The 24,325-nt window shown below is 58.6% G+C and carries 19 protein-coding genes; 7 read left to right on the forward strand and 12 right to left on the reverse strand.

Features of this window, described 5'->3' with window-relative positions; all coding sequences use genetic code 11:
• The first annotated feature begins 13 nt into the window (after window positions 1-13).
• The 4 genes from A1WC_RS21825 (at window position 14) to folA (ending at window position 4,459) form a co-directional block, all read left to right on the forward strand.
• A complete protein-coding gene (locus A1WC_RS21825) occupies window positions 14-1,318 on the forward strand; it encodes an MFS transporter (protein ID WP_012968954.1) in 1,305 nt (434 codons plus the stop codon).
• A 95-nt stretch (window positions 1,319-1,413) separates the two neighbouring features.
• Complete coding sequence (gene kefF, locus A1WC_RS21820) at window positions 1,414-1,947, forward strand: glutathione-regulated potassium-efflux system oxidoreductase KefF (protein ID WP_008807478.1); 534 nt, start codon at window positions 1,414-1,416, stop codon at window positions 1,945-1,947.
• The gene (gene kefC / locus A1WC_RS21815) at window positions 1,940-3,805 is read left to right on the forward strand and encodes a glutathione-regulated potassium-efflux system protein KefC (protein ID WP_012542877.1); all 1,866 of its coding nucleotides are present in this window, start codon (window positions 1,940-1,942) and stop codon (window positions 3,803-3,805) included. The genes kefF and kefC overlap by 8 nt, the downstream gene beginning before the upstream one ends.
• Window positions 3,806-3,979: 174 nt before the next feature.
• Complete coding sequence (gene folA, locus A1WC_RS21810; protein ID WP_008807476.1) at window positions 3,980-4,459, forward strand: type 3 dihydrofolate reductase; 480 nt, start codon at window positions 3,980-3,982, stop codon at window positions 4,457-4,459.
• 292 nt (window positions 4,460-4,751) lie between these two features.
• Here folA and apaH read toward each other — a convergent pair whose 3' ends face one another.
• Genes apaH through lptD form a run of 6 tightly spaced genes read right to left on the reverse strand, consistent with a single transcriptional unit; the run spans window position 4,752 to window position 11,487 of the window.
• Window positions 4,752-5,600, reverse strand: a complete 849-nt coding sequence (gene apaH, locus A1WC_RS21805; RefSeq protein ID WP_008807475.1) for a bis(5'-nucleosyl)-tetraphosphatase (symmetrical) ApaH — start codon at window positions 5,598-5,600, stop codon at window positions 4,752-4,754.
• Window positions 5,601-5,604: 4 nt separating this feature from the next.
• Window positions 5,605-5,982, reverse strand: coding sequence for a Co2+/Mg2+ efflux protein ApaG (gene apaG / locus A1WC_RS21800; protein WP_016160282.1), 378 nt, complete (start codon window positions 5,980-5,982; stop codon window positions 5,605-5,607).
• 2 nt (window positions 5,983-5,984) lie between these two features.
• Entirely contained in the window at window positions 5,985-6,806 is an 822-nt protein-coding gene (gene rsmA, locus A1WC_RS21795; RefSeq protein ID WP_008807474.1) for a 16S rRNA (adenine(1518)-N(6)/adenine(1519)-N(6))-dimethyltransferase RsmA, read from the reverse strand.
• On the reverse strand, window positions 6,803-7,792 hold the full coding sequence (pdxA, locus tag A1WC_RS21790) for a 4-hydroxythreonine-4-phosphate dehydrogenase PdxA (RefSeq protein ID WP_008807473.1): 990 nt from the start codon (window positions 7,790-7,792) through the stop codon (window positions 6,803-6,805). The genes rsmA and pdxA overlap by 4 nt, the downstream gene beginning before the upstream one ends.
• 5 nt (window positions 7,793-7,797) lie before the next feature.
• Window positions 7,798-9,084 (reverse strand): peptidylprolyl isomerase SurA, encoded by a 1,287-nt coding sequence (gene surA, locus A1WC_RS21785; protein WP_008807472.1) that lies wholly within the window; start codon window positions 9,082-9,084, stop codon window positions 7,798-7,800.
• Window positions 9,085-9,138: 54 nt separating this feature from the next.
• Window positions 9,139-11,487: an LPS assembly protein LptD gene (gene lptD / locus A1WC_RS21780; RefSeq protein ID WP_008807471.1), complete on the reverse strand. Its 2,349-nt coding sequence runs from the start codon at window positions 11,485-11,487 to the stop codon at window positions 9,139-9,141.
• A 243-nt stretch (window positions 11,488-11,730) separates the two neighbouring features.
• Here lptD and djlA point away from each other — a divergent pair, with 243 nt between their 5' ends.
• Window positions 11,731-12,558: a co-chaperone DjlA gene (gene djlA, locus A1WC_RS21775; RefSeq protein ID WP_008807470.1), complete on the forward strand. Its 828-nt coding sequence runs from the start codon at window positions 11,731-11,733 to the stop codon at window positions 12,556-12,558.
• Window positions 12,559-12,590: 32 nt separating this feature from the next.
• On the opposite strand, the gene A1WC_RS21770 is transcribed toward djlA, so the two are convergent.
• Together A1WC_RS21770 and A1WC_RS21765 are read right to left on the reverse strand one after the other, a co-directional pair.
• Entirely contained in the window at window positions 12,591-13,289 is a 699-nt protein-coding gene (locus A1WC_RS21770) for a response regulator (RefSeq protein WP_016160284.1), read from the reverse strand.
• On the reverse strand, window positions 13,279-14,904 hold the full coding sequence (locus A1WC_RS21765) for an ATP-binding protein (protein WP_016160285.1): 1,626 nt from the start codon (window positions 14,902-14,904) through the stop codon (window positions 13,279-13,281). The genes A1WC_RS21770 and A1WC_RS21765 overlap by 11 nt, the downstream gene beginning before the upstream one ends.
• Before the next feature lie 323 nt (window positions 14,905-15,227).
• On the opposite strand from A1WC_RS21765, the gene A1WC_RS21760 reads away from it, so the two are divergent.
• Entirely contained in the window at window positions 15,228-16,592 is a 1,365-nt protein-coding gene (locus A1WC_RS21760) for a 2-hydroxycarboxylate transporter family protein (protein ID WP_008807467.1), read from the forward strand.
• A gap of 179 nt (window positions 16,593-16,771) precedes the next feature.
• Window positions 16,772-17,311: a citrate lyase holo-[acyl-carrier protein] synthase gene (gene citX, locus A1WC_RS21755; RefSeq protein ID WP_008807466.1), complete on the forward strand. Its 540-nt coding sequence runs from the start codon at window positions 16,772-16,774 to the stop codon at window positions 17,309-17,311.
• Window positions 17,312-17,353: 42 nt separating this feature from the next.
• Here citX and rluA read toward each other — a convergent pair whose 3' ends face one another.
• The 4 genes from rluA to araD form a co-directional block, all read right to left on the reverse strand.
• Window positions 17,354-18,013 (reverse strand): bifunctional tRNA pseudouridine(32) synthase/23S rRNA pseudouridine(746) synthase RluA, encoded by a 660-nt coding sequence (gene rluA / locus A1WC_RS21750; protein WP_008807465.1) that lies wholly within the window; start codon window positions 18,011-18,013, stop codon window positions 17,354-17,356.
• A 12-nt stretch (window positions 18,014-18,025) separates the two neighbouring features.
• Window positions 18,026-20,932 (reverse strand): RNA polymerase-associated protein RapA, encoded by a 2,907-nt coding sequence (rapA, locus tag A1WC_RS21745; protein WP_016160286.1) that lies wholly within the window; start codon window positions 20,930-20,932, stop codon window positions 18,026-18,028.
• 186 nt (window positions 20,933-21,118) lie between these two features.
• Window positions 21,119-23,476, reverse strand: a complete 2,358-nt coding sequence (polB, locus tag A1WC_RS21740; RefSeq protein ID WP_016160287.1) for a DNA polymerase II — start codon at window positions 23,474-23,476, stop codon at window positions 21,119-21,121.
• Window positions 23,477-23,624: 148 nt separating this feature from the next.
• Window positions 23,625-24,320 carry an L-ribulose-5-phosphate 4-epimerase gene (araD, locus tag A1WC_RS21735; RefSeq protein ID WP_012968949.1) on the reverse strand — a complete coding sequence of 232 codons (696 nt, stop codon included), beginning with the start codon at window positions 24,318-24,320 and terminating at the stop codon, window positions 23,625-23,627.
• Window positions 24,321-24,325 lie beyond the last annotated feature (5 nt).

Here is a 24,325-nt window from a genome sequence, read left to right on the forward strand (position 1 = left end):
AGAGTGCAAATATATGAACGAGAAAATTCCCAGCACCCGTTGGCTGCGTATCATTGTGCCGGTGTTAATTGCCTGCATTATGTCATTTATGGACCGGGTTAATATTAGCTTTGCCCTGCCAGGCGGCATGGAGGCCGATTTAGGCATTACCAGCCAAATGGCCGGCGTGGCCAGTGGTATCTTTTTTATTGGTTATTTATTTTTGCAAATTCCCGGTGGGCGAATTGCGGTTAACGGCAGCGGTAAAAAATTTATTGCCTGGTCGCTGGTAGCCTGGGCTATCGTTTCCGTGGCGACAGGGTTTGTGACTCATCAATATCAACTGCTGGTGCTGCGATTTATTCTCGGGGTTTCGGAAGGGGGAATGCTGCCGGTAGTGCTGACCATGGTCAGCAATTGGTTTCCGGAAAAAGAGCTGGGTCGCGCGAACGCGTTTGTGATGATGTTTGCCCCGCTCGGCGGCATGCTCACCGCGCCGGTCTCCGGCGCCATTATTGCGGCGCTTGACTGGCGCTGGCTGTTTATCATCGAAGGGCTGTTGTCGCTGGTGGTGCTGGTCGTGTGGTGGTTTATGATCAGCGACCGTCCGCAAGAGGCCCACTGGTTGCCCGCCCGCGAGCGTGACTATCTGGTGACCACCCTGGCCGCCGAGCGTGCGGCGAAGCAGGCCGAAGCCCCAGTCAGCAAGGCCCCGGTGAAGGATGTGTTTGGTAATGCCGGACTGATGAAGCTGGTGATCCTCAATTTTTTCTACCAGACCGGGGATTATGGCTACACGTTGTGGCTGCCGACCATTCTGAAGGGGTTAACCGGCGGCAACATGGCCAGCGTTGGCTTCCTGGCGGTGCTGCCGTTTGTCGCCACGCTGGCCGGGATCTATGTGATTTCGTTGTTCAGCGACCACAGCGGTAAGCGTCGTCTGTGGGTTCGCTTCTCGCTCTACAGTTTTGCGGCAGCGCTGGTGGCGTCGGTAGTGCTCCGCGACCAGATGGTGGCGGCCTATATCGCACTGGTGATCTGCGGTTTCTTTCTCAAATCGGCTACCAGTCCGTTCTGGTCGATGCCGGGGCGTATCGCTTCGCCGGAGGTGGCGGGCAGCGCACGCGGGGTGATCAATGGTCTGGGCAATCTCGGCGGATTCTGTGGCCCCTATCTGGTGGGCGTGATGATGTATCTCTACGGCCAGAATGTGGCGGTCTGCGCCCTGGCCGGTTCGTTGATTATCGCCGGCACAATGACCTTTCTGCTACCGAAGCAATGCGATCTGGTCGACAGCGATTCTGATGTGGCGATCAAGAATCAACCCCGAAATGCGTAACCCACTGCGACATAAATCACAGTTATCATTGTAAGCGGTTGGCTTAACTGTCTACACTCTTGCTGATTACGACAAGAGCAAACGCAGGCCAATCAATGATTCTGATAATTTATGCGCATCCTTATCCGCAGCATTCTCATGCGAATAAGCGAATGCTTGAACAGGCAGGGACGCTTGAAGGCGTAGAGATACGCTCCCTCTATCAACTCTATCCCGACTTTAATATCGATGTCGCCGCCGAGCAGGCGGCGCTGGCCCGTGCCGATCTGGTTATCTGGCAGCACCCTATGCAATGGTATAGCGTACCGCCGCTGCTCAAGCTGTGGATGGACAAAGTGTTGGCGCACGGCTGGGCCTATGGTCACAACGGTATTGCCCTGCGCGGTAAATCGCTGATGTGGGCGGTGACCACCGGCGGCGGTGAAAGCCACTTCGACATCGGCTCATTCCCCGGTTTTCCGGTGCTGGCGCAGCCGTTGCAGGCAACCGCGCTTTACTGCGGAATGAAATGGCTGCCGCCGTTCGCCATGCACTGCACTTTTATCTGCGATGACGAAACGCTGCAGGCGCAGGCCCGCCATTATCGTCAACGCTTAATCGACTGGCAGGAGGCACACCAGAATGGATAGCCATACGCTGATACAAGCGCTGATTTACCTGGGCGCCGCGGCGCTGATTGTGCCCATCGCCGTCCGCCTGGGGCTGGGGTCGGTGCTGGGCTATCTGATCGCTGGCTGTATTATCGGCCCGTGGGGGCTGCGGCTGGTGACTGACGCCGAGGCGATTCTGCACTTTGCCGAGATCGGCGTGGTGCTGATGCTGTTCGTGATTGGTCTGGAGCTGGATCCGCAGCGGCTGTGGAAGCTACGCGCCTCGGTGTTCGGCGGCGGCGCGCTGCAGATGGTAGCCTGCGGGGTATTGATCGGTCTGTTCTGCATGCTGCTGGGCCTGCGCTGGCAGGTGGCCGAGCTGATAGGCATGACCCTGGCGCTCTCTTCCACAGCCATTGCGATGCAGGCGATGAATGAGCGCAATCTGACGGTGTCGCAGATGGGGCGGAGCGCCTTCGCGGTGCTGCTGTTCCAGGATATCGCGGCGATCCCATTGGTGGCGATGATCCCCCTGCTGGCGGCCAGCGGCGGCGCCACCTCGCTGGTGGCGTTTGCCCTCTCCGCGCTGAAGGTGGCCGCGGCGCTGGCGCTGGTGGTGGCCCTGGGGCGCTATCTGACCCGTCCGCTGCTGCGCTTTGTCGCCCGTTCCGGCCTGCGCGAAGTGTTCAGCGCCGTGGCGCTGTTCCTGGTCTTCGGCTTTGGATTGCTGCTGGAGGAAGTCGGGCTGTCGATGGCGATGGGGGCGTTTCTCGCCGGGGTGCTGCTGGCCAGCTCCGAGTATCGTCATGCGCTGGAGAGCGATATCGAGCCGTTTAAAGGGCTGCTGCTGGGGCTGTTCTTTATCGGCGTCGGCATGTCGATTGACTTCGGCACTCTCGTGACCCATCCGTTGCGTATCGTTATTTTGCTGGTCGGTTTCCTGGCGATAAAAATGCTGATGCTGTGGCTTATCGCCAGGCCGCTGGGCGTGCCGCGCGCCCAGCGCCGCTGGTTTGCGGTGCTGCTGGGGCAGGGAAGCGAGTTCGCGTTTGTGGTCTTTGGCGCCGCGCGGATGGCGGATGTGCTGGACGGCGAATGGGCTAAGGCGCTGACCCTGGCGGTGGCGCTGTCGATGGCGGCAACGCCGGTCTTGCTGGTCCTGCTGACCCGTCTGGAGAAATCGGCCAGCGGCCAGGCGCGGGATGCTGACGAGATTGATGAAGAGCAGCCGCGGGTGATTGTTGCCGGCTTTGGCCGCTTCGGGCAGATTGCCGGGCGACTGTTGCTCTCCAGCGGGGTGAAGATGGTTATCCTCGATCACGACCCGGATCATGTTGATACCTTGCGCAAATTTGATATGAAGGTTTTCTACGGCGATGCCACCCGGGTCGACCTGCTGGAATCGGCCGGCGCCGAAAAGGCGGAAGTACTGATCAATGCCATAGACGATCCGCACGTCAGCCTTGAGCTGGTGGAAAGGGTAAAAGAGCATTTTCCGCATCTGCAGATCATCTCCCGCGCCCGCGATGTCGATCATTACATCAAGCTGCGCCAGGCTGGCGTCGAGGCGCCGGAGCGTGAAACCTTCGAGGCGGCGCTGAAGTCCGGCCGAATGACGCTGGAGGCGCTGGGACTCGGCGCCTATGAAGCCCGCGAGCGGGCCGATCTGTTCCGTCGCTTCAACCTGCAGATGGTCGAAGAGATGGTGGCGATGGCGGAAAACGACGCGGCGTCGCGGGTGGCGGTCTTCAAGCGGACCAGCGATATGCTCACCGGCATCATCAACGAAGATCGTCATCATCTGTCGCTGGTGCAGCGTCACGGCTGGCAGGGGACGGAAGAGGGCAGGCACACCGGGGATATTGCCGATGAGCCGGAAAATAAGCCCTCAGCCTGACGCTCGTCAGTAACATTTTGTTTTCCGTTTAGAACCGGTTCTGGCGGCCCACGGTGTGAACGTGGGCTTGCCAGCAAATCAGAAAATTTTCTTATTCTTTACCTTCCGGCCAGTCGACGAAGTAGTACGCTTTCCGTATAGTGGCGACAATTTTTTGCACTCGGGAATGAATGAATGATCAGTCTGATTGCGGCGTTAGCGGTAGATCGCGTCATTGGTATGGAAAACGCCATGCCATGGAACCTGCCTGCCGATCTCGCCTGGTTCAAACGCAACACGTTAAATAAGCCGGTGGTGATGGGGCGTCTGACCTGGGAATCCATTGGGCGCCCGTTGCCGGGGCGTAAAAATATCGTGATCAGCAGCAAACCCGGCAGCGACGATCGCGTGCAGTGGGTCTCCTCAGTGGAGGAAGCGATTGCTGCCTGCGGCGATGTGGAAGAGATTATGGTGATTGGCGGCGGCCGCGTTTATGAGCAGTTCCTGCCGAAAGCGCATAAGCTCTATCTGACGCACATTGATGCGGAAGTGGAAGGCGATACCCATTTCCCGGATTACGACCCGGACGAGTGGGAGTCGGTGTTCAGCGAGTTTCATGACGCTGACGCGCAGAACTCCCACAGCTACTGCTTTGAGATCCTCGAACGCCGTTAAGCGGGAAGGATAGCAATGAAAAAACCCCGGTCGCGCCTGGCGTGACCGGGGTTTTCTTTTGCGTGAATTCCGCGACGAAGGCGCACTCAGTATCTCGTCATGTTCCCCGCCGCGGGCCTCGTCTTTCGGGAGCGCTGTCCTGGCGACAAATCGCAAGGAAATGTAGGTCGGGTAAGGCGTTAGCCGCCACCCGACACAAAAGTGGCTCCGCGCCCGCCGTTCTTGCCCGGGGCGACAAATCGCAAGGCAATGTAGCCCGGATAAGGCGCAACGCGCCGCCATCCGGGAAGACTCAGGACGCGACGGCTTCGCCTTCGTCGAGGCTTTTCTGGCGGTTCGACGGCTGGGTGAAGTACTGCTTATCTTCCCAGCGCAGGCAGGTGAGTTCCCCGCCCCAGCAGCAGCCCGTATCCAGGGCGTAAATCCCCTCCGGCGTACCGCGTCCCTCCAGTGAAGCCCAGTGGCCAAAGGCAATGCTGTAAGCATTGCTGACCGGGCCAGGAATGGCAAACCATGGCTTAAGCGGCGCCGGGGCGTCCTCGGGCGCCTCTTTCGAATACATATCCAGCTGGCCGTTGGGGAAGCAGTAGCGCATGCGGGTAAAAGCATTAGAGATAAAGCGCAGGCGCGCCAGACCGCTCAGCTCGTTGCTCCAGTGATTCGGCATATCGCCATACATGGCATCGAGGAAGAAAGGGTAGGAGTCGCTGGAGAGCACCGCTTCTACATCGCGCGCGCACTGCTGGGCGGTCTCCAGATCCCACTGCGGCGTGATGCCCGCGTGGGCCATCACCAGCTTTTTCTCTTCATCCACCTGCAGCAGCGGCTGGCGACGCAACCAGTTGAGCAGCTCGTCGGCATCCGGGGCTTCCAGCAGGGATTTCAGACGATCCTTCGGCTTGTTACGGCTGATACCGGCGAAGACGGCCAGCAGGTGGAGATCATGGTTGCCCAGCACCAGTCGCACACTGTCGCCCAGAGATTTGACATAGCGCAGGACCTCCAGCGACCCCGGGCCACGGGCCACCAGATCGCCGGTCAGCCATAGCGTATCGGTGCTCGGGTCGAATTCAACCTGCGCTAATAATGCGATCAGTTCATCGTAGCAACCGTGAACGTCGCCAATAAGGTATGTTGACATTGTTTTAATGAATGAGCGTTGGAACTGCGAGACGGAACACAGGGATCTCGATACGGAACGGCGAGCCGTCGATATCGATCATCTCATAATGACCCTGCATGGTTCCCAGCGGCGTTTCGATGACCGCGCCGCTGGTATATTGATATTCACCGCCAGCGGGAATATGTGGTTGCTCGCCGACCACCCCTTCACCCTGAACTTCAGTCTCACGACCGTGGCCGTTAGTGATGAGCCAGTAGCGGCCAAGCAGCTGAACCTGACTCCGCCCCAGATTGCGAATGGTGACGGTATAAGCGAAGACGTAACGCTCTTCTTCCGGAGAAGACTGCGATTCGATATAGACGCTTTGCACCTGAACGCAAACACGAGGCGAATTAATCATGGTTAGCTCTCCTTCGAAGGCAGATTGTTGGATAACCAGTTGGCCATCTTACAGTACTGCTCTACAGAAATATTTTCCGCACGCACTGCCGGGTCGACGCCCAGCTCGGTCAACACTTCAACGCTAAACAGATTGCCGAGACTATTGCGGATGGTCTTACGGCGCTGGTTGAAGGCTTCGGTGGTGATGCGGCTCAGTACCCGGACCTCTTTTACCGGATACGGCATGGTGCGGTGCGGCACCAGGCGAACCACCGCGGAGTCAACCTTAGGCGGCGGGGTAAACGCGCTCGGCGGCACTTCGAGTACCGGGATCACCTGGCAATAATATTGCGCCATCACGCTTAACCGACCATACGCCTTACTGTTCGGCCCGGCAACCAGACGATTGACCACTTCTTTCTGCAGCATAAAGTGCATATCGGCAATGGCATCAGTATAGCTGAACAGATGGAACATTAGCGGCGTCGAGATATTGTACGGCAGGTTGCCGAAGACGCGCAGCGGCTGGCCCATTTTCTCCGCCAGTTCGCCGAAGTTCATGGTCATCGCATCCTGCTGATAGATGGTCAGCTTCGGTCCGAGGAACGGGTGCGTCTGCAGGCGAGCCGCCAGATCGCGGTCCAGTTCGATAACGGTCAGCTGGTCAAGACGTTCGCCGACCGGTTCGGTCAGCGCGGCGAGACCCGGGCCGATTTCAACCATCGCCTGGCCTTTCTGCGGATTAATCGCCGAGACGATGCTGTCGATCACAAACTGATCGTTGAGGAAGTTCTGCCCGAAGCGTTTACGGGCTAAATGGCCCTGATGGACTCGATTATTCATTGGGTATTAACAATCATTTTGATGGCGAGATTAAGCGCCGTGATAAAACTGCCGACGTCCGCTTTTCCCTGACCCGCTAATTCCAGTGCGGTGCCGTGGTCGACGGAGGTACGAATAAAAGGTAAACCGAGCGTAATGTTCACGCCACGGCCAAAGCCCTGGTATTTTAGCACGGGCAGGCCCTGATCGTGGTACATCGCGAGTACCGCATCGGCATGGTCAAGGTATTTGGGCTGAAAGAGGGTGTCTGCCGGCAGCGGACCGCTGAGGTTCATCCCCTTCGCGCGCATCTCTTCCAGCACCGGAATAATGGTGTCTATCTCTTCCGTTCCCATATGGCCGCCTTCGCCAGCGTGCGGGTTAAGCCCGCAAACCAGCACATGCGGCTGGGCAATGCCAAATTTCGTGCGCAGATCGTGATCGAGAATGGTGATGATCTCGCGCAGCAGCTCGGGCGTTATTGCTTCGCTGATGGCTTTCAACGGCAGATGGGTCGTCACCAGCGCCACCCGCAGCTCCTCGGTCGCCAGCATCATCACCACTTTGCTGGCCTTCGCGCGCTCTTCGAAGAACTCGGTATGACCGGTGAAGGCGATGCCGGCGTCGTTGATGTTGCCTTTGTGCACCGGGCCGGTCACTAACGCTGCAAATTCGCCGCTAAGGCAGCCGTCGCAAGCGCGCGCCAGCGTTTCCACGACATAGGCGCCGTTTTGCACGTTCAGCACGCCGGGTTCCGCCGGGACGTTCAGCGGTACATTAAGCAGCGTCAGCGTACCGGCGCGCTGCGGAACGGGCGGTTGCGCAGGATCGTATGGGAGGAGAGATAAAGGAAGACCGAGCCGCTGGGCTCGGTCAGTTAACAAGGCGCCGTCGGCGCAGATCACCAGCTCAACTGGCCAGTCGCGCTGGGCAAGCTGCACGACCAGGTCAGGGCCAATCCCGGCGGGTTCGCCGGGAGTGATGACAACTTTACGGGTTTCAGGCATCGATATTAGTTGCTCAGAATTTTAACATACGCACTGGCGCGCTGTTCCTGCATCCAGGTTGCCGCTTCTTCAGAGAATTTGCGGTTCATCAGCATGCGGTATGCACGATCTTTCTGCGCGGCGTCGGTTCTGTCGACCTGACGGCTATCCAGCAGTTCGATCAGATGCCAGCCGAAGGAGGAGTGCACCGGTCCGCTGGTCTGCCCTTTGTTCAAACGCATCAGCGCATCGCGGAATGCCGGATCGAAGATGTCCGGCGTCGCCCAACCTAAATCACCGCCCTGGTTTGCTGAACCCGGATCTTCAGAGAACGCTTTCGCCGCTTTGGCGAAGGTGGTTTTCCCGCTCTTAATGTCAGCCGCGATCTGTTCCAGTTTGGCCTGGGCCTGGGCATCATTCATGATCGGCGACGGCTTAAGCAGAATATGACGGGCATGCACTTCGGTGACGGAGATGTTCTGAGTCCCGCCGCGCAGGTCGTTGACTTTCAGAATGTGGAAGCCGACGCCAGAGCGGATCGGGCCGACGATATCCCCTTTTTTGGCGGTGCTTAACGCCTGGGCGAAAATACCTGGCAGCTCCTGGATACGACCCCAGCCCATCTGGCCTCCCTTCAACGCCTGTTGGTCAGCGGAGTAGGTGATGGCCAGTTTACCGAAGTTAGCGCCGTTGCGCGCTTGTTCAACGATGGCATTCGCTTGCTCCTGAGCTGCGGCAACTTCATCCGCGGTCGGGTTTTCCGCCAGCGGGATCAGGATGTGGCTCAGGTTAAGCTCGGTGCTGGCATCGTTCTGGTCGCCAATCTGTTTTGCCAGCGCTTCGACTTCCTGCGGCAGCACGGTGATACGGCGACGCACTTCATTGTTACGCACTTCCGAAATCAGCATCTCTTTGCGGATCTGGCTACGGTAGGTGTTGTAGTTGATGCCTTCATAGGCCAGACGGCTGCGCATCTGATCCATGGTCATGTTGTTTTGTTTGGCGATGTTGGCGATGGCCTGATCGAGCTGGTCATCAGAGACCTTCACGCCCATCTTCTGCCCCAACTGCAATACGATCTGGTCCATGATCAGTCTTTCGAGGATTTGATGGCGCAGTGTCGCGTCATCCGGCAGCTGTTGGCCAGCCTGACCCGCATTGAGCTTAACTGATTGCATCAAACCATCGACGTCGCTTTCCAGCACGACGCCATTATTGACGACGGCCGCTACTTTATCGACCACCTGAGGGGCAGCGAAACTGGTATTCGCGATCATGGCGATACCGAGAAGCAGCGTTTTCCAGTTCTTCATACTTTTTCCATTTCAATTAACCGCAAATGCGGACGATGTTGTAAACCAGCCGCATCACAGGGAGCTCTGGTACGGTAAAATGTTCGAACGCAGCATCTGCTGGGTGCCGAGGCCGTAGTTAGAGCTCAGACCGCGCAATTCAATATTGATTCCGAAGGTGTTGTCGTATTTGCTCTCGCCGCCGTTGTTGTTGCTATCCCAGCCGTTGACTTTACGTTCGTAGCCAAGACGGATGGCGTAGCAGCAGGAGTTATACTGAACACCCAACATCTGGTTTGCTGCTTTCCGGGTATTGGTATCGAAGTAGTATGCCCCGACCACGGACCAGCGATCGACGATCGGCCAACTGGCGGTCATCCCCACCTGCGAAATACCCTGTTTATATTGTGCCGCCGTGGAATATGAAGGCAGTGTAGCCTGAATATATTCCGGGCTGGCGTAACGATAGTTAAGCTGGACTAAGCGGTTTTCATCGCGACGGTATTCAATGGTGCCGTTACCGGTGGCGACGTTATCCAGACGGGTGTCGTACTGGATCCCTCCGCGTAAACCCCAGTCATCGGCGATGCGCCAGTAGGTATCGCCGGCCCATACCAGTGAACCCGTGGTGTCGTTGTTCTCCCAGTTGATGTTGTCATCACCGGTGCGTGACTCGGTGAAATAGTAGATTTGACCAACGGAAATATTAAAACGTTCCACGGCGGCGGCATCATACACGCGAGAGGTGATGCCGGTAGTGACCTGGTTGGCTGACGCGATGCGGTCCAGACCGCTATAGGTACGGTCGCGGAACAGGCCGGTGTAGTCCGACTGCAATAGCGTGGAGTCGTAGCTACCGATTTCACTCTGATCGCGGTACGGCACGTACAGATACTGCATGCGCGGTTCCAGCGTTTGGGTGAATCCCTCCTGCAGGTCGCGTTCAAAGACCATTTTACCGTCGATTTTAAACTGCGGCATTACGCGGCTGACAGACTCTTTGTAGTCAGTGCCGTTGGCGGCGTTGTACTTATCGAGGTTGCTCTGCTGGTAGTGGGTCGCCAGCAGCTTGGCTTCAGTATTCAGACTGCCCCAGGCGTTGGACAGCGGCAGGTTGATCGTCGGTTCGAGGTGAACGCGGGTCGCTTCCGGCATGTTGTTATTCGAGTTAACAAAATGGGCGACCTGACCGTACAGATGGGTATCGAACGGACCGACATCGTTCTGGTAGTAGTTGATGTCGAGCTGCGGCTCAGCCGAGTAGGAGTTGCTCGATTCCCGGTCAAAGACCTGGAACTGCTTGGTCGATACCGTCGCGTCAAAGTTCTGATTGACGTAACCGGCGCTGAATTTCTGCGTCGCATAGCCGTCGGTACTGGAACCATATTTCGAGCTGAAATCGTTGAAGTAGTCAGGATCGCTGACCTTGGTGTAGTCAGCGTTCAGACGCCATACCTGATCGATAACCCCGGAGTGGTTCCAGTAGAACAGCCAGCGGCGGCTGTTGCTGTCGCTCGAGTGATCGTCTTCGTAGACTTTATCCGATGGCAGGTAGTCGAATTCAGTTAAGCCGCTGCCGAGCTGGGTCAGGTAGCGGAATTCGTTTTCCCACATCACGCCGCCGCGTTTGTTCATATAGTGCGGGGTGATGGTGGCATCGAAATTCGGCGCAATGTTCCAGTAGTACGGCAGGGAGAATTCCACACCGTTTTTGGTACTGTATTTGGCGTTCGGGATCAGGAAACCGGAACGACGTTTGTCGCCCACCGGCAACTGCAGGTAAGGGCTGTAGAAAATCGGTACTGAGCCCAGCTTAAAGCGGGCGTTCCATATCTCGGCAACCTGCTCTTCACGGTCGTGGATGACTTCGCTGCCCACGACGCTCCAGGTGTCGGAGCCCGGCAGACAGGAGGTAAAGCTGCCGTTTTCCAGAATGGTATAGCGGTTTTCGCCGCGCTGTTTCATCAGGTCCGCCGTGCCGCGTCCCTGGCGTCCGACCATTTGATAATCGCCCTGCCAGACGTTGGTATCTTTGGTGTTCAGGTTTGACCAGGCTTTAGGCCCTTTAAGGATCACCTGGTTATCGTCGTAATGGACGTTGCCCAGCGCATCCACCGTTCGCACCGGTTGCGCCTGGCCCGCGGCCTGCTGCTGATGCAGCTGCACTTCGTCGGCACGCAGGCGGCTGTTCCCCTGGTTAATATCGACGTTGCCGGTGAAGACGGCATTATCCGGGTAGTTGCCCTTCGCATGATCGGCGTTAATCGTCACCGGCAGATCGCCAGGCCGCCCTTCCACGAGCGGACGATCAAAGCTTGGCACGCCAAGCATACATTGCGTTGCGAGATCGGCAGCGAGGCCTTGTTGGCTATACAAGGCGCTGGCAATCATCGTAGCCAGGAGGCTGGGAATACGTTTTTTCATACGTTGTATTTATTGTTCCATCATCTTGTGGCAGCGGCTTGCAAACGGTCAGAGCCTAACTTACTCAACATTATCACGCTAGTGTTAATCCTGCCCGTTTCGAGCCCGAGCGTTAGGCACCCTGTTGAATGACGAGTATGATAAAGCAAATTATAGGCTATGTCCCACAATTGACCGAGGCGCGAGTGCCGGGTAACGTGCGGTCATATTCGAGCTTAACGGCGATAAACAGTTGGGGAGTCTATGCAGTATTTGGGTAAAGTGATTGGCGTGGCAGTGGCTTTGCTGATGGGCGGTGGGTTTTGGGGTGTCGTGCTCGGCTTCCTGGTGGGCCATATGTTTGACCGGGCGCGCAGTCGCCGGTTGAATCTCTTCGCCAATCAACAGGAACGCCAGTCGCTCTTCTTTTCCACCACCTTTGAAGTGATGGGGCATCTTACCAAATCCAAGGGTCGCGTCACCGAAGCTGATATTCATGTCGCCAATGTGCTGATGGATCGCATGAACCTGCACGGCGCATCGCGTACGGCGGCGCAGCAGGCGTTTCGCGACGGCAAGGCCGACAACTATCCGCTGCGCGAGAAGATGCGTCAGCTGCGCAGCGTCTGCTTTGGGCGCTTCGATCTGATTCGGATGTTTCTGGAAATTCAGCTGCAGGCGGCGTTCGCTGACGGCGAATTGCACCCCAACGAACGTGAAGTGCTGTTCGTCATCGCTGACGAGCTTGGCATCTCCCGCGCCCAGTTCGATCAATTCCTGCGGATGATGCAGGGCGGCGCCCAGTTTGGCGGCGGTTCGCAGCAGCAATCGTATGGTCAGCACGGCGGCAATGCCGGCTGGCAGCAGGCGCAGCGCGGGCCAACCCTCGAAGATGCCTGCAATGTGCTGGGGGTGAAACCGACCGATGACGCGGCGACGGTGAAGCGCGCCTATCGTAAGCTGATGAACGAACATCATCCGGACAAGCTAGTGGCGAAAGGGCTGCCGCCGGAGATGATGGAGATGGCCAAACAGAAAGCTCAGGAGATCCAGAAGGCCTGGGAGCTGATCAAAGAGCAGCGCGGCTTCTGAGTTTTCCCGCCCCTCCCGTCCGGCGAGGGGTTTTAGTTTTTAGGCTGTGCGCGTCGGTACAGCCGCCGCGGATGGCCGATTTTTCCATACAGCATCTCCACTTCCAGAAAGCCGGTCTCGACACCGTGTTCCAGATAGCGCCGGGCGGTGGTTTTGCTGAGCCCGGCGGCGCTGACCACCTCATCGACGGAAAAACAGTGTGCTTCCCGGCCGCTAAACAATCCCTGCACCAGCGCCAGCGTCTTCTCTTCAATGCCCTTACTGCCGCTATCCACGCGGAAGTTCTTCGCCTGCAGTTGGTAGAGAGAATCGACGTTCTGCTGATCGACGATTTTCCATTCCCGCTGCTGATCGTAAAACTGGATAAAGCGCTCAAGCGACTGGCTCAGCCGCTTCCATGAGACGGGCTTAAGGATATAGTCGAAGGCGCCGTTGCGGATGGCCAGGCTGCAGGTTTCCATATCGCTGGCGGCGGTGATAAAGATCACCGAGCAATGGGTGGTTGCCAGCACCGGGTCGGTCATCAGCGTGACGCCTTTGCCGTCCGGTAAATAATTATCCAGCAGCACCAGCTGCGGCGGACTGGCGTGGAGCAACTGCCGCGCCTGAACGAGGGAGGCCGCCATGCCTGCCAGCCGCAGTCGCGGGTGTTTTTGCACAAGCTCGGCGTGCAGGCGCGCCAGCTCGCTCTCATCTTCAATGATCAGCACATCGACCAGGTCATGATGCATCGTGGGCCTCCGTTTGCGGACAGGCGGGGGCGTCGGCCGGGATAAACAGGGTGAAGATGGTTCCCCGCGGCGCGTTGTCGGCGACTTCGATGGTGCCGCCCGCCTGAGTGACATAATGTTCAATAAGATACAGACCAATGCCGTGATCGCCACGGGTTTTGGTGGTCACGCCGCGTTCAAAAATACGGTCGCGAATATCGGGACGAATGCCGACGCCGCGGTCAGCCACTTCGATGATCAGTTCCCGGGCGTTGAGCTGAATCAGCACTTCCACCGGCTCGTGCGGCAGCTCGGCGCGCTGCGTGGCTTCGATGGCGTTATCCAGCAGGTTGCCGATGATGGAGATCAGTTCGGATTCCTTTAACGACGGCAGCGGACGATCGATACGACAGGCCGGGTCGAAGCTCAGGGCCACGCCTTTTTCGCGGGCGCGGGTCGCTTTGCCCAACAGCAGGCCGCACAGCGTCGGCGAGTGGAAGTGCGAGGAGATGAAGTCCAGCAGCTCCTGGGCATGCTCCGACTGGGCCTGAATATAGCGGATCGCTTCGTCATAGTGACCCATATGCAGCAGACCGGAGAGGGTGGTCATCCGGTTGAGCTGTTCGTGGTGCATGATGCGCAGGTTGTCGACATAGCGCTTCACCTGGCTGAGCTGGGCGGTGAGGGCATTGATTTCGTTGCGGTCGCGGAAGGTGATCACCCAGCCCTGCAGCGTATTCTCCAGCATAATGCGCACCCGGCTGGCGAGCACGGTCAGCTGGTTGAAGCGGCACAGCTCGTCATGAGTGTCACGCTCGAGCATGTCGCCGCTGGCGAAAAACGGCTGCGGCGAAATGACGCTGTCGATTGACTGGCCGCGCAGCTGACGGGCAGGCTGGCTGAGCCCCAGCAGGCTGCGGGCGGCATGGTTAATCACCTCAATGCGCCGCTGGTGATCGATGACGATCACCCCTTCAAAGATCGACTCCATCATTGCCTTTTGCTGACGTACCAGCAGGCCTATCTCCCGCGGCTCGAGCGAAAAAATCTGCTTCTTGATGCTGCGGGTAAAGTACCAGGAGAAGATAAACAGGGCGATGAGCAGCAGGATGGCGGCGATAAAAATATTGATCACTTTGGTCAGCGTGATGCTGTCGAGATAGCTGGTGAGGTAGCCAACGGAGACAATGCCGATCACCTGCCCCTCGTCATCGACGATGGGCGTTTTGCTGCGCAGTGAGACGCCGAGGCCGCCTTTGCGAATGGTGGTGATGGAGTGCCCCTCCAGCACCGCCTGATTGTCGCCGCCGACCAGCCGCGTGCCAACCCACTCCGGATGGACGGAGTGAAACAGATGCACGCCCTGCCGATCGCCGATGACGATAAAACTGGCGTCGCTATGGGCGGCGATTTGCTGCATAAACGCCCGGATCGCCTGCGGATCGTGCTGGCTGACCTGCTGACGCAAATTTGGCATCAGGGCTATCTCTTCAGCCTGAATTTTGGCCCGGCCACTCATCTCCTGATACAGCTGGCGGCTGGCGTCAAAATAATAATAAATGCCCAGCGCTATAAAGAGGACCGAGAAAAAGGCGACCAGCGAAATAAACAGCTTATATTGAAAAGAGAGCTTCATAGGTCCCGTACTGCGTATTCACCATACCGGCACTCTATCATTTTTCTGTCACGTGACGTAAATGTTAAGAAGAAGTTGTGATCGCCTGCGCAGGCGCTGGCTGTCGGCGGGGGACTCAGCGGAAATAACGCGTCAGGGAGAATAAAAACCATAAAAACCACAATAATAAATCAGAGATATATCACCCCTTAGCGGTTCCGTGAATAGAAACCATAAAAACCATAGTGACCATTAAAACTTCTTTTTTAATCTGGGGAGCTTCACATTAACGACGCCGCTGTCCCTTTACGCTGAAAATGAATAATAACGACAGGGCTGAATTTATGAGCACCACAGACAATGCATTCTCTGCAACCCTTGAACCGATCAATACGCCGAAAACCACGCTGAAGCAGCGCTGGTGGCACATCATGGATAACTGGAAGGTAGGGATCGTCCCGCTGCCGCTGTTTTTACTGGCCGGGGGGCTGATTGCCCTCGACTGCCTTGGCGGTAAACTGCCGAGCGATATCGTGGTGATGGTGGCCACCCTGGCTTTCTTTGGCTTCGCCTGCGGCGAGTTTGGTAAGCGCCTGCCGGTGCTGGGAAAACTCGGCGCGGCGGCGATCTGCGCCACTTTTATTCCTTCCGCGCTGGTCCACTACGGTCTGCTGCCGGATGTGGTCGTGGAATCCACCACCAAATTCTATAAATCCACCAATATCCTCTATCTCTACATCTGCTGCATCATCGTCGGCAGCATCATGAGTATGAACCGCACCACGCTGATTCAGGGCTTTCTGAAGATCTTCTTCCCGATGCTGTGTGGCGAAGTGGTCGGCATGCTGGTGGGCATCGGCGTCGGCACGCTGCTGGGCATGGAGCCGTTCCAGGTGTTCTTCTTTATCGTGCTGCCGATCATGGCCGGTGGCGTGGGGGAAGGGGCGATCCCGCTGTCAATGGGTTACGCCGCGCTGATGCATATGGAGCAGGGCGTGGCGCTGGGCCGGATATTGCCGATGGTGATGCTCGGCAGTCTGACGGCGATCGTTATCTCCGGCTGCCTCAACCAGCTCGGCAAGCGTTCTCCGCATCTCACCGGTGAAGGGCAACTGATGCCGAACCGCAGCAATGAAACCCGTAGCCTCGGCGAGAGCGAAGGTGTGAGCGGCAAAACCGACGTCGGGACCCTGGCCTCCGGCGCGCTGCTGGCGGTGCTGCTGTATATGATGGGGATGCTTGGCCACAAACTGATTGGCCTGCCGGCGCCGGTGGGCATGCTGTTCCTCGCGGTGCTGTTAAAGCTGGCTAACGTGGTTTCTCCACGCCTGCAGGAGGGATCGCAGATGGTGTATAAATTCTTCCGCACCGCGGTGACTTACCCGATCCTCTTTGCCGTCGGCGTGGCGATCACCCCGTGGCAGGAACTGGTAAACGCCTTCACGCTGACCAACCTGCTGGTGATCGTCAGTACCGTCTCGGCGCTGGTGGCGACCGGGTTCTTTGTGGGTAAAAAAATAGGGATGCACCCGATCGATGTGGCGATTGTCTCCTGTTGCCAGAGCGGGCAGGGCGGCACCGGCGATGTGGCGATCCTGACCGCCGGTAACCGCATGAGCCTGATGCCGTTCGCGCAGATCGCTACCCGCATCGGCGGGGCGATAAATGTCTCGCTGGGACTGCTGTTCCTCAGTCACTATCTGGCGTGATTAAACGCTGCGCTAAGCGATAAATCTGCCATTTTCCGCTACAGAACGCAGAAAATATCTGCGTTCTGTATCCTAAATGCTCCGCATTTAGCGTTACAATCAGCGCGCGATCGGCTATCGCATCCATCATCATGACAGCCCAGGCGCTGTCGCATTTATCATATGTAGGAGAGGAATTAATGTCAGTGGATACTCCCGCCCAGGCGGGCGTCAGCATCGATGCATTGCTGGCGGCGAAAGAGCAGCGTGCAGCCCGCCAGGCTGACTGGCTGGCCCATTATCAGCAGCCTGTTATTTCCCTGACCCTGGTGACCCCGGGGGCGGTGAAAGACAGCATTCGCTATCGCAACATGATGGGCGTTGCCCTCCAGGCCTGCGACCAGCTGCTGTGGAAGCACCGCTGGCAAGCGCTGGATCGTCAGGTGCTGTGGTTGCCGACCGGGCCCGAAGCGCTGTGGTGCGTGGCGCACCCGGCCAGCGAAATCAAAGCGATGTGCAGCACGCTGGAGCAGAGCCATCCGCTGGGACGCCTGTGGGATATCGATGTGATCTGTCCACAGAACGGGCAGGTGGGACGTCAGTCGCTGGGTGAGTCGCAGCGCCGCTGTCTGCTGTGTGATGAGCCGGCGCACGCCTGCGCGCGCAGCCGTCGCCACGACACCGATCTCGTCGTGGCGCGCGTTGAGCAGATGATTGATGCGTGGTTTGCCCGCGACTAACGGGTCAGTATTCCCCGGCGGCAAGGCGCTACCGGGGACATCCTAAAAATCGACCGGCGCGCGAAAGGTCATCGCGTTGCCGTAGGCAGGGTGGGTGATGGTGAGCGTCTCGGCGTGCAGCAGCAGACGCGGGGCCATCGCCAGCGCCTCCGGCGTGGCATAAAAGCGGTCGCCAAGGATCGGATGCCCCAGCGCCAGCATATGCACGCGCAGCTGATGCGAGCGCCCGGTAATCGGCTTCAGGCGCACGCGGGCGGTGTTGTCCTCCGCGTACTCCAGCACCTCATACTCGGTTTGCGCCGCTTTGCCGGTTTCGTAGCACACCTTCTGCTTTGGCCGGTTCGGCCAGTCGCAAATCAGCGGTAAATCCACCAGACCTTCCGCCGGCTGCGGATGGCCCCAGACGCGGGCGACGTACTGTTTTTTCGGCTCGCGCTCGCGGAACTGACGTTTCAGCTCACGCTCTGCGGCCTTATTCAGCGCCACCACAATCACGCCGCTGGTGGCCATATCAAGGCGATGCACCGATTCGGCCTGCGGGAAGTCGCGCTGAATGCGCGTCATCACGCTGTCTTTATGCTCCTCAAGACGACCGGGTACGGACAACAAGCCGCTCGGCTTGTTGACCACCATGATGTGCTCATCCTGATACAGGATCACCAGCCAGGGATCCTGCGGCGGATTGTAGTTTTCCATCGCCATTTTCGCGTTCCGTTACTGGTGAGTAACGACGATCAGACGCAGCGCGTCCAGACGCCATCCGGCCTGTCCTAACGCCTCCAGCACCTGCTGGCGATTGCTTTCGATGGCCGCCAGTTCGTCGTCACGGATGTTCGGGTTCACCGCCTTCAGCGCTTCGAGACGCGACAGTTCCGCCGTCAGCTTTTCATCGGCTTCGTTACGCGCTGCGTCGATCAGCCCCTGCGCCGCTTTGGCGATCTGCGCTTCGCCCTGTTGCAGAATGGCGTGAACGTCCTGCTGCACCGCGTTGACCAGTTTGCTGCCGGTGTGGCGGTTGACCGCGCTCAGCTGGCGGTTGAAGCTTTCAAATTCCACCTGGCCGGCGAGGTTGTTGCCGTTTTTATCCAGCAGCAGGCGAACCGGGGTCGCCGGCAGGAAGCGGTTAAGCTGCAGCTGCTTCGGCGCCTGCGCTTCGACGACGTAGATCAGCTCCAGCAGCAGGGTGCCGACCGGCAGCGCCTTATTCTTCAGCAGGGAAATGGTGCTGCTGCCGGTATCGCCGGAGAGGATCAGATCCAGACCGTTGCGGATCAGCGGATGTTCCCAGGTGATGAACTGCGCATCTTCACGCGACAGCGCCACGTCACGCTCGAAGGTGATGGTGCAGCCGTCTTCCGGCAGGCCCGGGAAATCCGGGACCAGCATATGGTCGGACGGGGTGAGGACGATCAGGTTTTCACCGCGGTCGTCCTGGTTGATGCCGACGATATCGAACAGGTTCATCGAGAAGGCGATCAGACTGGTGTCGTCATCCTGCTCTTCGATGCTCTCCGCCAGCGCCTGCGCTTTCTCGCCGCCGTTGGAGTGGATCTCCAGCAGACGGTCGCGGCCCTGCTCCAGCTGCGCCTTCAGGGCGTCATGCTGTTGGCGGCAGGATTTGATCAGATCGTCAAAGCCGTCGGTGGATTCTGGCGCCGCAAGATAGTTGATCAGTTCATCATGGACGCTGTCGTAGACGGTGCGGCCGGTCGGGCAGGTATGTTCGAAGGCATCGAGCCCTTCGTGATACCAGCGCACCAGCACCGACTGCGCGGTCTTTTCCAGGTATGGAACGTGGATCTGGATATCGTGCGCCTGACCGATACGGTCGAGACGGCCGATACGCTGCTCCAGCAGATCCGGGTTAAACGGCAGGTCGAACATCACCAGGTTGCTGGCGAACTGGAAGTTACGTCCTTCGGAGCCGATTTCGGAGCACAGCAACACCTGCGCGCCGGTGTCTTCTTCGGCAAACCACGCCGCGGCGCGGTCGCGTTCGATAATCGACATCCCTTCATGGAACACCGCGGCGCGGATGCCTTCGCGCTCGCGCAGCACCTGCTCCAGCTGTAGCGCGGTGGCGGCTTTGGCGCAAATCACCAGGACCTTCTGCGAGCGATGGCTGGTCAGGTAGCCCATCAGCCACTCGACGCGCGGGTCGAAGTTCCACCAGGTGCCGGTATCGCCTTCAAATTCCTGATAGATCTGCTCCGGATAGAGCATGTCGCGCGCGCGCTCTTCCGCGGTTTTGCGGGCGCCCATGATGCCAGAGACCTTGATGGCCGTCTGGTACTGGGTCGGCAGCGGCAGACGAATGGTGTGCAGCTCGCGTTTCGGGAAGCCTTTCACGCCGTTACGGGTGTTCCGGAACAGCACGCGGCTGGTGCCATGGCGGTCCATCAGCATCGAGACCAACTCCTGGCGCGCGGCCTGAGCATCTTCACGATCGCTGTTGGCAGCCTGCAGCAGCGGCTCGATATCCTGCTCGCCGATCAGATCGCCAAGGGTATTGAGTTCGCTATCGCTCAGCGTGTTGCCCGCCAGCAGCAGGGCGACGGCATCGGCGACCGGGCGGTAGTTTTGTTGTTCTTCAACAAACTGGGCAAAATCGTGGAAGCGGTTTGGATCCAGCAGACGCAGGCGCGCAAAGTGGCTCTCCATCCCCAACTGTTCCGGCGTCGCGGTCAGCAGCAGGATGCCCGGCACGCGCTCGGCCAGCTGTTCAATGGCCTGATATTCACGGCTCGGCGCCTCTTCGCTCCACACCAGGTGGTGCGCTTCGTCGACCACCATCAGGTCCCATTCGGCGTCGCACAGATGCTCCAGGCGCTGTTTGCTGCGGCGCACGAAGTCTAAAGAGCAGATCACCAGCTGTTCGGTTTCGAACGGGTTGTAGGCATCGTGCTGCGCTTCGGCGTAACGTTCGTCGTCGAACAGCGAGAAACGCAGGTTGAAACGGCGTAGCATTTCCACCAGCCACTGGTGCTGGAGGGTTTCCGGGACCACAATCAGCACGCGCTCGGCGGCGCCGGAGAGCAGCTGCTGGTGCAGGATCATCCCGGCTTCAATGGTTTTACCTAAGCCCACTTCATCGGCCAGCAGGACGCGCGGCGCGTGACGACGGCCCACGTCATGGGCGATGTTCAGCTGATGCGGGATCAGGCTGGTGCGCTGGCCGCGCAGGCCGCTCCACGGCATGCGGTACTGCTCGCTCTGGAACTTACGCGCACGGTAGCGCAGGGCAAAGCGGTCCATACGGTCAATTTGACCGGCAAACAGGCGGTCCTGCGGCTTGCTGAACACCAGTTTGCTGTCGAGCAGCACTTCACGCAGAGTCACGTTCGCTTCCTGGGTGTCCAGGCGAGTACCGGTGTAGGACAGCAGCCCGTTCTCTTCATTCACTTTGTCAACGTGGAGCTGCCAGCCTTCATGGCTGGTAATGGTGTCGCCCGGGTTAAACATCACGCGGGTGATCGGGGAATCGTTGCGAGAGTACAGACGGTTTTCGCCGATGGCGGGGAAAAGGAGAGTGACCATGCGCGCATCCAGCGCTACCACCGTCCCTAATCCTAGTTCGCTCTCTGTGTCGCTAATCCAGCGTTGACCAAGTGTAAAAGGCATATGTGTTCGGCTCTTTGTTCTTTAATTGCAGGCAATAGTTGATCATCTCCATGAATAATCGGAGATGCGTCAAAATTGGGGCCAGGAATGGAAAGGGCGCTATATTACTGGATGGAGGAACGTTCGTCACCTCCTCCGCACCCTTCATTTTTCGGCTTTTGTGCCTGCGGAATGAGTGAGAAAAAATTAAAATAGCCCCAGCTGTCCTGTCACTATTGTAGCAAAGTCATCGTTGACGAAGGGCAGGATCCCTTCCGCCACCGGCTGCAACTGCTTTGTTAAATAGTGATCGTAATCGAGCGGCGACTGCTGGTAATCCACCGGCTCCGGGCCGCTGGTGGTCCAGACGTATTTGATGGTGCCGCGCTGCTGATACTGCTGCGCCCGCCCAAGCTTCACGTTGTGTTCATCCGCCAGCCTCGCGGCGCGCACGTGCGGCGGCACGTTACGTTGATACTCGGCCAGCGGTCGGCGCAGGCGCTTGCGATAAACCAGCTGCTCGTCGAGTTCGCCATTCATCAGCCTGGCGATAGTCTCCCGCACATAATCCTGATACGGCTGGTTGCGGAAGATGCGCAGGTATAACTCCTGTTGAAACTGCTGGGCTAGCGGCGTCCAGTCGGTGCGTACCGTCTCCAGCCCCTTGAACACCATGCGCTGGGCATCGCCCTCCTGAATCATCCCGGCATAGCGCTTCTTGCTGCCGGTATCGGCGCCGCGGATCGTCGGCATTAAAAAGCGGCAGAAGTGGGTTTCATACTCCAGCTCCAGGGCGCTGGTCAGCTGGCTTTTACCAAGCTCCTGCGCCCACCAGGCATTGACGTCGCTGACCAGCTCGCGGCCGATCTCCGCTGCCTGTGCTTCGCTATGCGGGCGTTTCAGCCAGACGAAGGTGGAATCGGTATCGCCGTAGATAACGTCGTAGCCTTTGGCTTCAATTAGCGCTTTGGTCTGGCGCATGATCGCGTGACCGCGCATGGTAATCGACGAGGCGAGACGCGGGTCGAAGAAGCGGCAGGCGCTGGTGCCCAGCACGCCGTAGAAGGCGTTCATGATAATCTTCAGCGCCTGGGAGAGCGGCTTATTATGCTGGCGTTTGGCTTCATCGCGGCCGTGCCAGATCTGGCTGACAATGCCGGGCAGGCAGTGTTTGTCGCGCGAAAAGCGGGCGCCGAGGAAGCCCTCGATGCTGTGCTGATCATCGGGCTGCGCCAGGCCTTCCACCAGGCCGACCGGATCGATTAGAAAGGTACGAATAATCGACGGATACAGGCTTTTGTAGTCCAGCACCAGCACCGAGTCATACAGACCGGGGCGGGAGTCCATCACGTAGCCGCCGGGGCTGGCCTGCGGGGGGACGTCGCCGAGGTTCGGCGCCACGTAGCCCAGGCGGTGCATGCGTGGGAAATAGAGATGGCTGAAGGCGGCCACCGATCCGCCGTGGCGATCGGCGGGCAGACCGTTAACCGTCGCCCGTTCGAGCAGAAACGGCATGATCTCCGTTTTGTGGAAGATCCGCGTGACCAGCTCGCAATCCTGCAGGTTATAGATCGCCAGCGCCGGTTTGTCTTCATGGAAGCGGCGATCGATCTCGTCCATCCGATCCCACGGGTTGTCAATGGCTTTACCTTCACCCAGCAGTTCGCGGGCCACGGCCTCCAGTGAAAAGGAGGAGAAGTTCCAGAACGCGGATTTTAGCGCGTCGATGCCGTCGATAATTAGCCGCCCGTTGGCTTGGGCGAAAAAGACGCCGTTCTTAAAACCGTGCTCACGCCACTCCAGCTCGCTGTTGCCGCGGCCGAGACGCAGCGGGATACGATAGCGCTCGGCGTGCTTTTGCAGGACCCGCAGATCGAACTGCACCACGTTCCAGCCGATCAGCACGTCAGGGTCGTGTTCGGCAAACCAGGCGTTGAGCTTTTCCAGCAGCAGGGGACGGCTGGCGATGAAGACCAGCTCGAAGTCGACGTCTGGCGGCGTTTCCGGTTCGGGGCCCAGCATGTAGACCACCCGCTGGCCGCAGCCTTCCAGACCGATGCAGTACAGCTCGCCGTGGCGGCTGGTTTCGATATCCAGCGACACCCATTTCAGCGGCGGGCGATAGTCAGGGTTCGGTTTCATGCGCGCGTTGACCAGCTGTGAGCCGCGCGTTTCGCCTTCTACCCACACCGGGGCGGTGATAAAGCGCTCCATCAGGTAGCGCTCCGGCGGACGGATATCACCCTCGTAGACGGTGACGCCACTGTCGCGGAGCATCTTCTCCAGACGCATCAATTGACGATGGGCGCGACAGTAAATGCCGACAACCGGCTGCCGGTGGAAATCTCTCAGGGTCAGTGGAGCGAAGCGGAAGCCTTTCTCCCCCTGCAGCAGCTGTTCAGCCTGCGCCTGCTGCGCTTCGGGGATAAAGGCAACGGACTCCTGCGGCGGCAGCGTGACCTGCAGCGGGCCGTCGTCGGTGGCCAGCCAGAAGGAGAGCTCGCTGCCCTGCGGGGTGTCCCGCCAGTGACGGGTGAGTAAAAAACCTGCTCGTGGCTGGGTCACGGGTATTCTCGCCGATAAAAAACCAGGCCTGATTATAGCCTGGTTTCATGATGGATGCTGGGGTTTTATACAGGTATTCGGCGCTAAGGTGGCCCCGGATTGCGGCTTGCGCCTTATCCGGGCTACCAGACGGTGGCGAGCAGGGTGATTATTGGCCGTAGTAGGCTTTGGCCCCGTGCTTACGCAGATAATGCTTATCTAGCAGCGTCTGCTGCATATCCGGCAGCTGCGGCGCCAGCTGGCGACAGAAGATGCCCATATAGGCGATCTCTTCCAGCACGATGGCGTTATGCACCGCGTCTTCGGCATTCTTACCCCAGGCAAACGGGCCGTGGGAATGCACCAGCACGCCGGGCATCTGCGCCGGGTCGATTCCCTGCTGACGGAAAGTTTCGACAATCACGTTGCCGGTTTCCCACTCATATTCGCCGTTGATCTCCGCATCGGTCATCAACCGGGTGCAGGGAACCGGGCCATAGAAATAGTCAGCGTGGGTGGTGCCGGTCGCTGGAATGGATTGCCCGGCCTGCGCCCAGATGGTGGCGTGGCGCGAATGGGTATGCACAATACCGCCCAGCGTCGGGAAGGCCTGATACAGCAGGCGATGAGTAGGGGTATCCGACGAGGGCTTCTTGTTGCCTTCCACCACCTCGCCAGTCTCCAGACTGACCACCACCATATCGTCGGCGGTCATCACGCGGTAATCCACGCCGGAGGGTTTGATAACCAGAACGCCCTGGTCGCGGTCGACGGCGCTGACGTTGCCCCAGGTTAAGGTCACCAGATTATGCTGCGGCAGCGCTAAGTTGGCTTCCAGAACCTGGCGTTTAAGATCTTCTAACATAGTGT

It is taken from the genome of Klebsiella sp. KTE92, from assembly GCF_000398905.1.
GTDB lineage: Bacteria > Pseudomonadota > Gammaproteobacteria > Enterobacterales > Enterobacteriaceae > Klebsiella > Klebsiella variicola.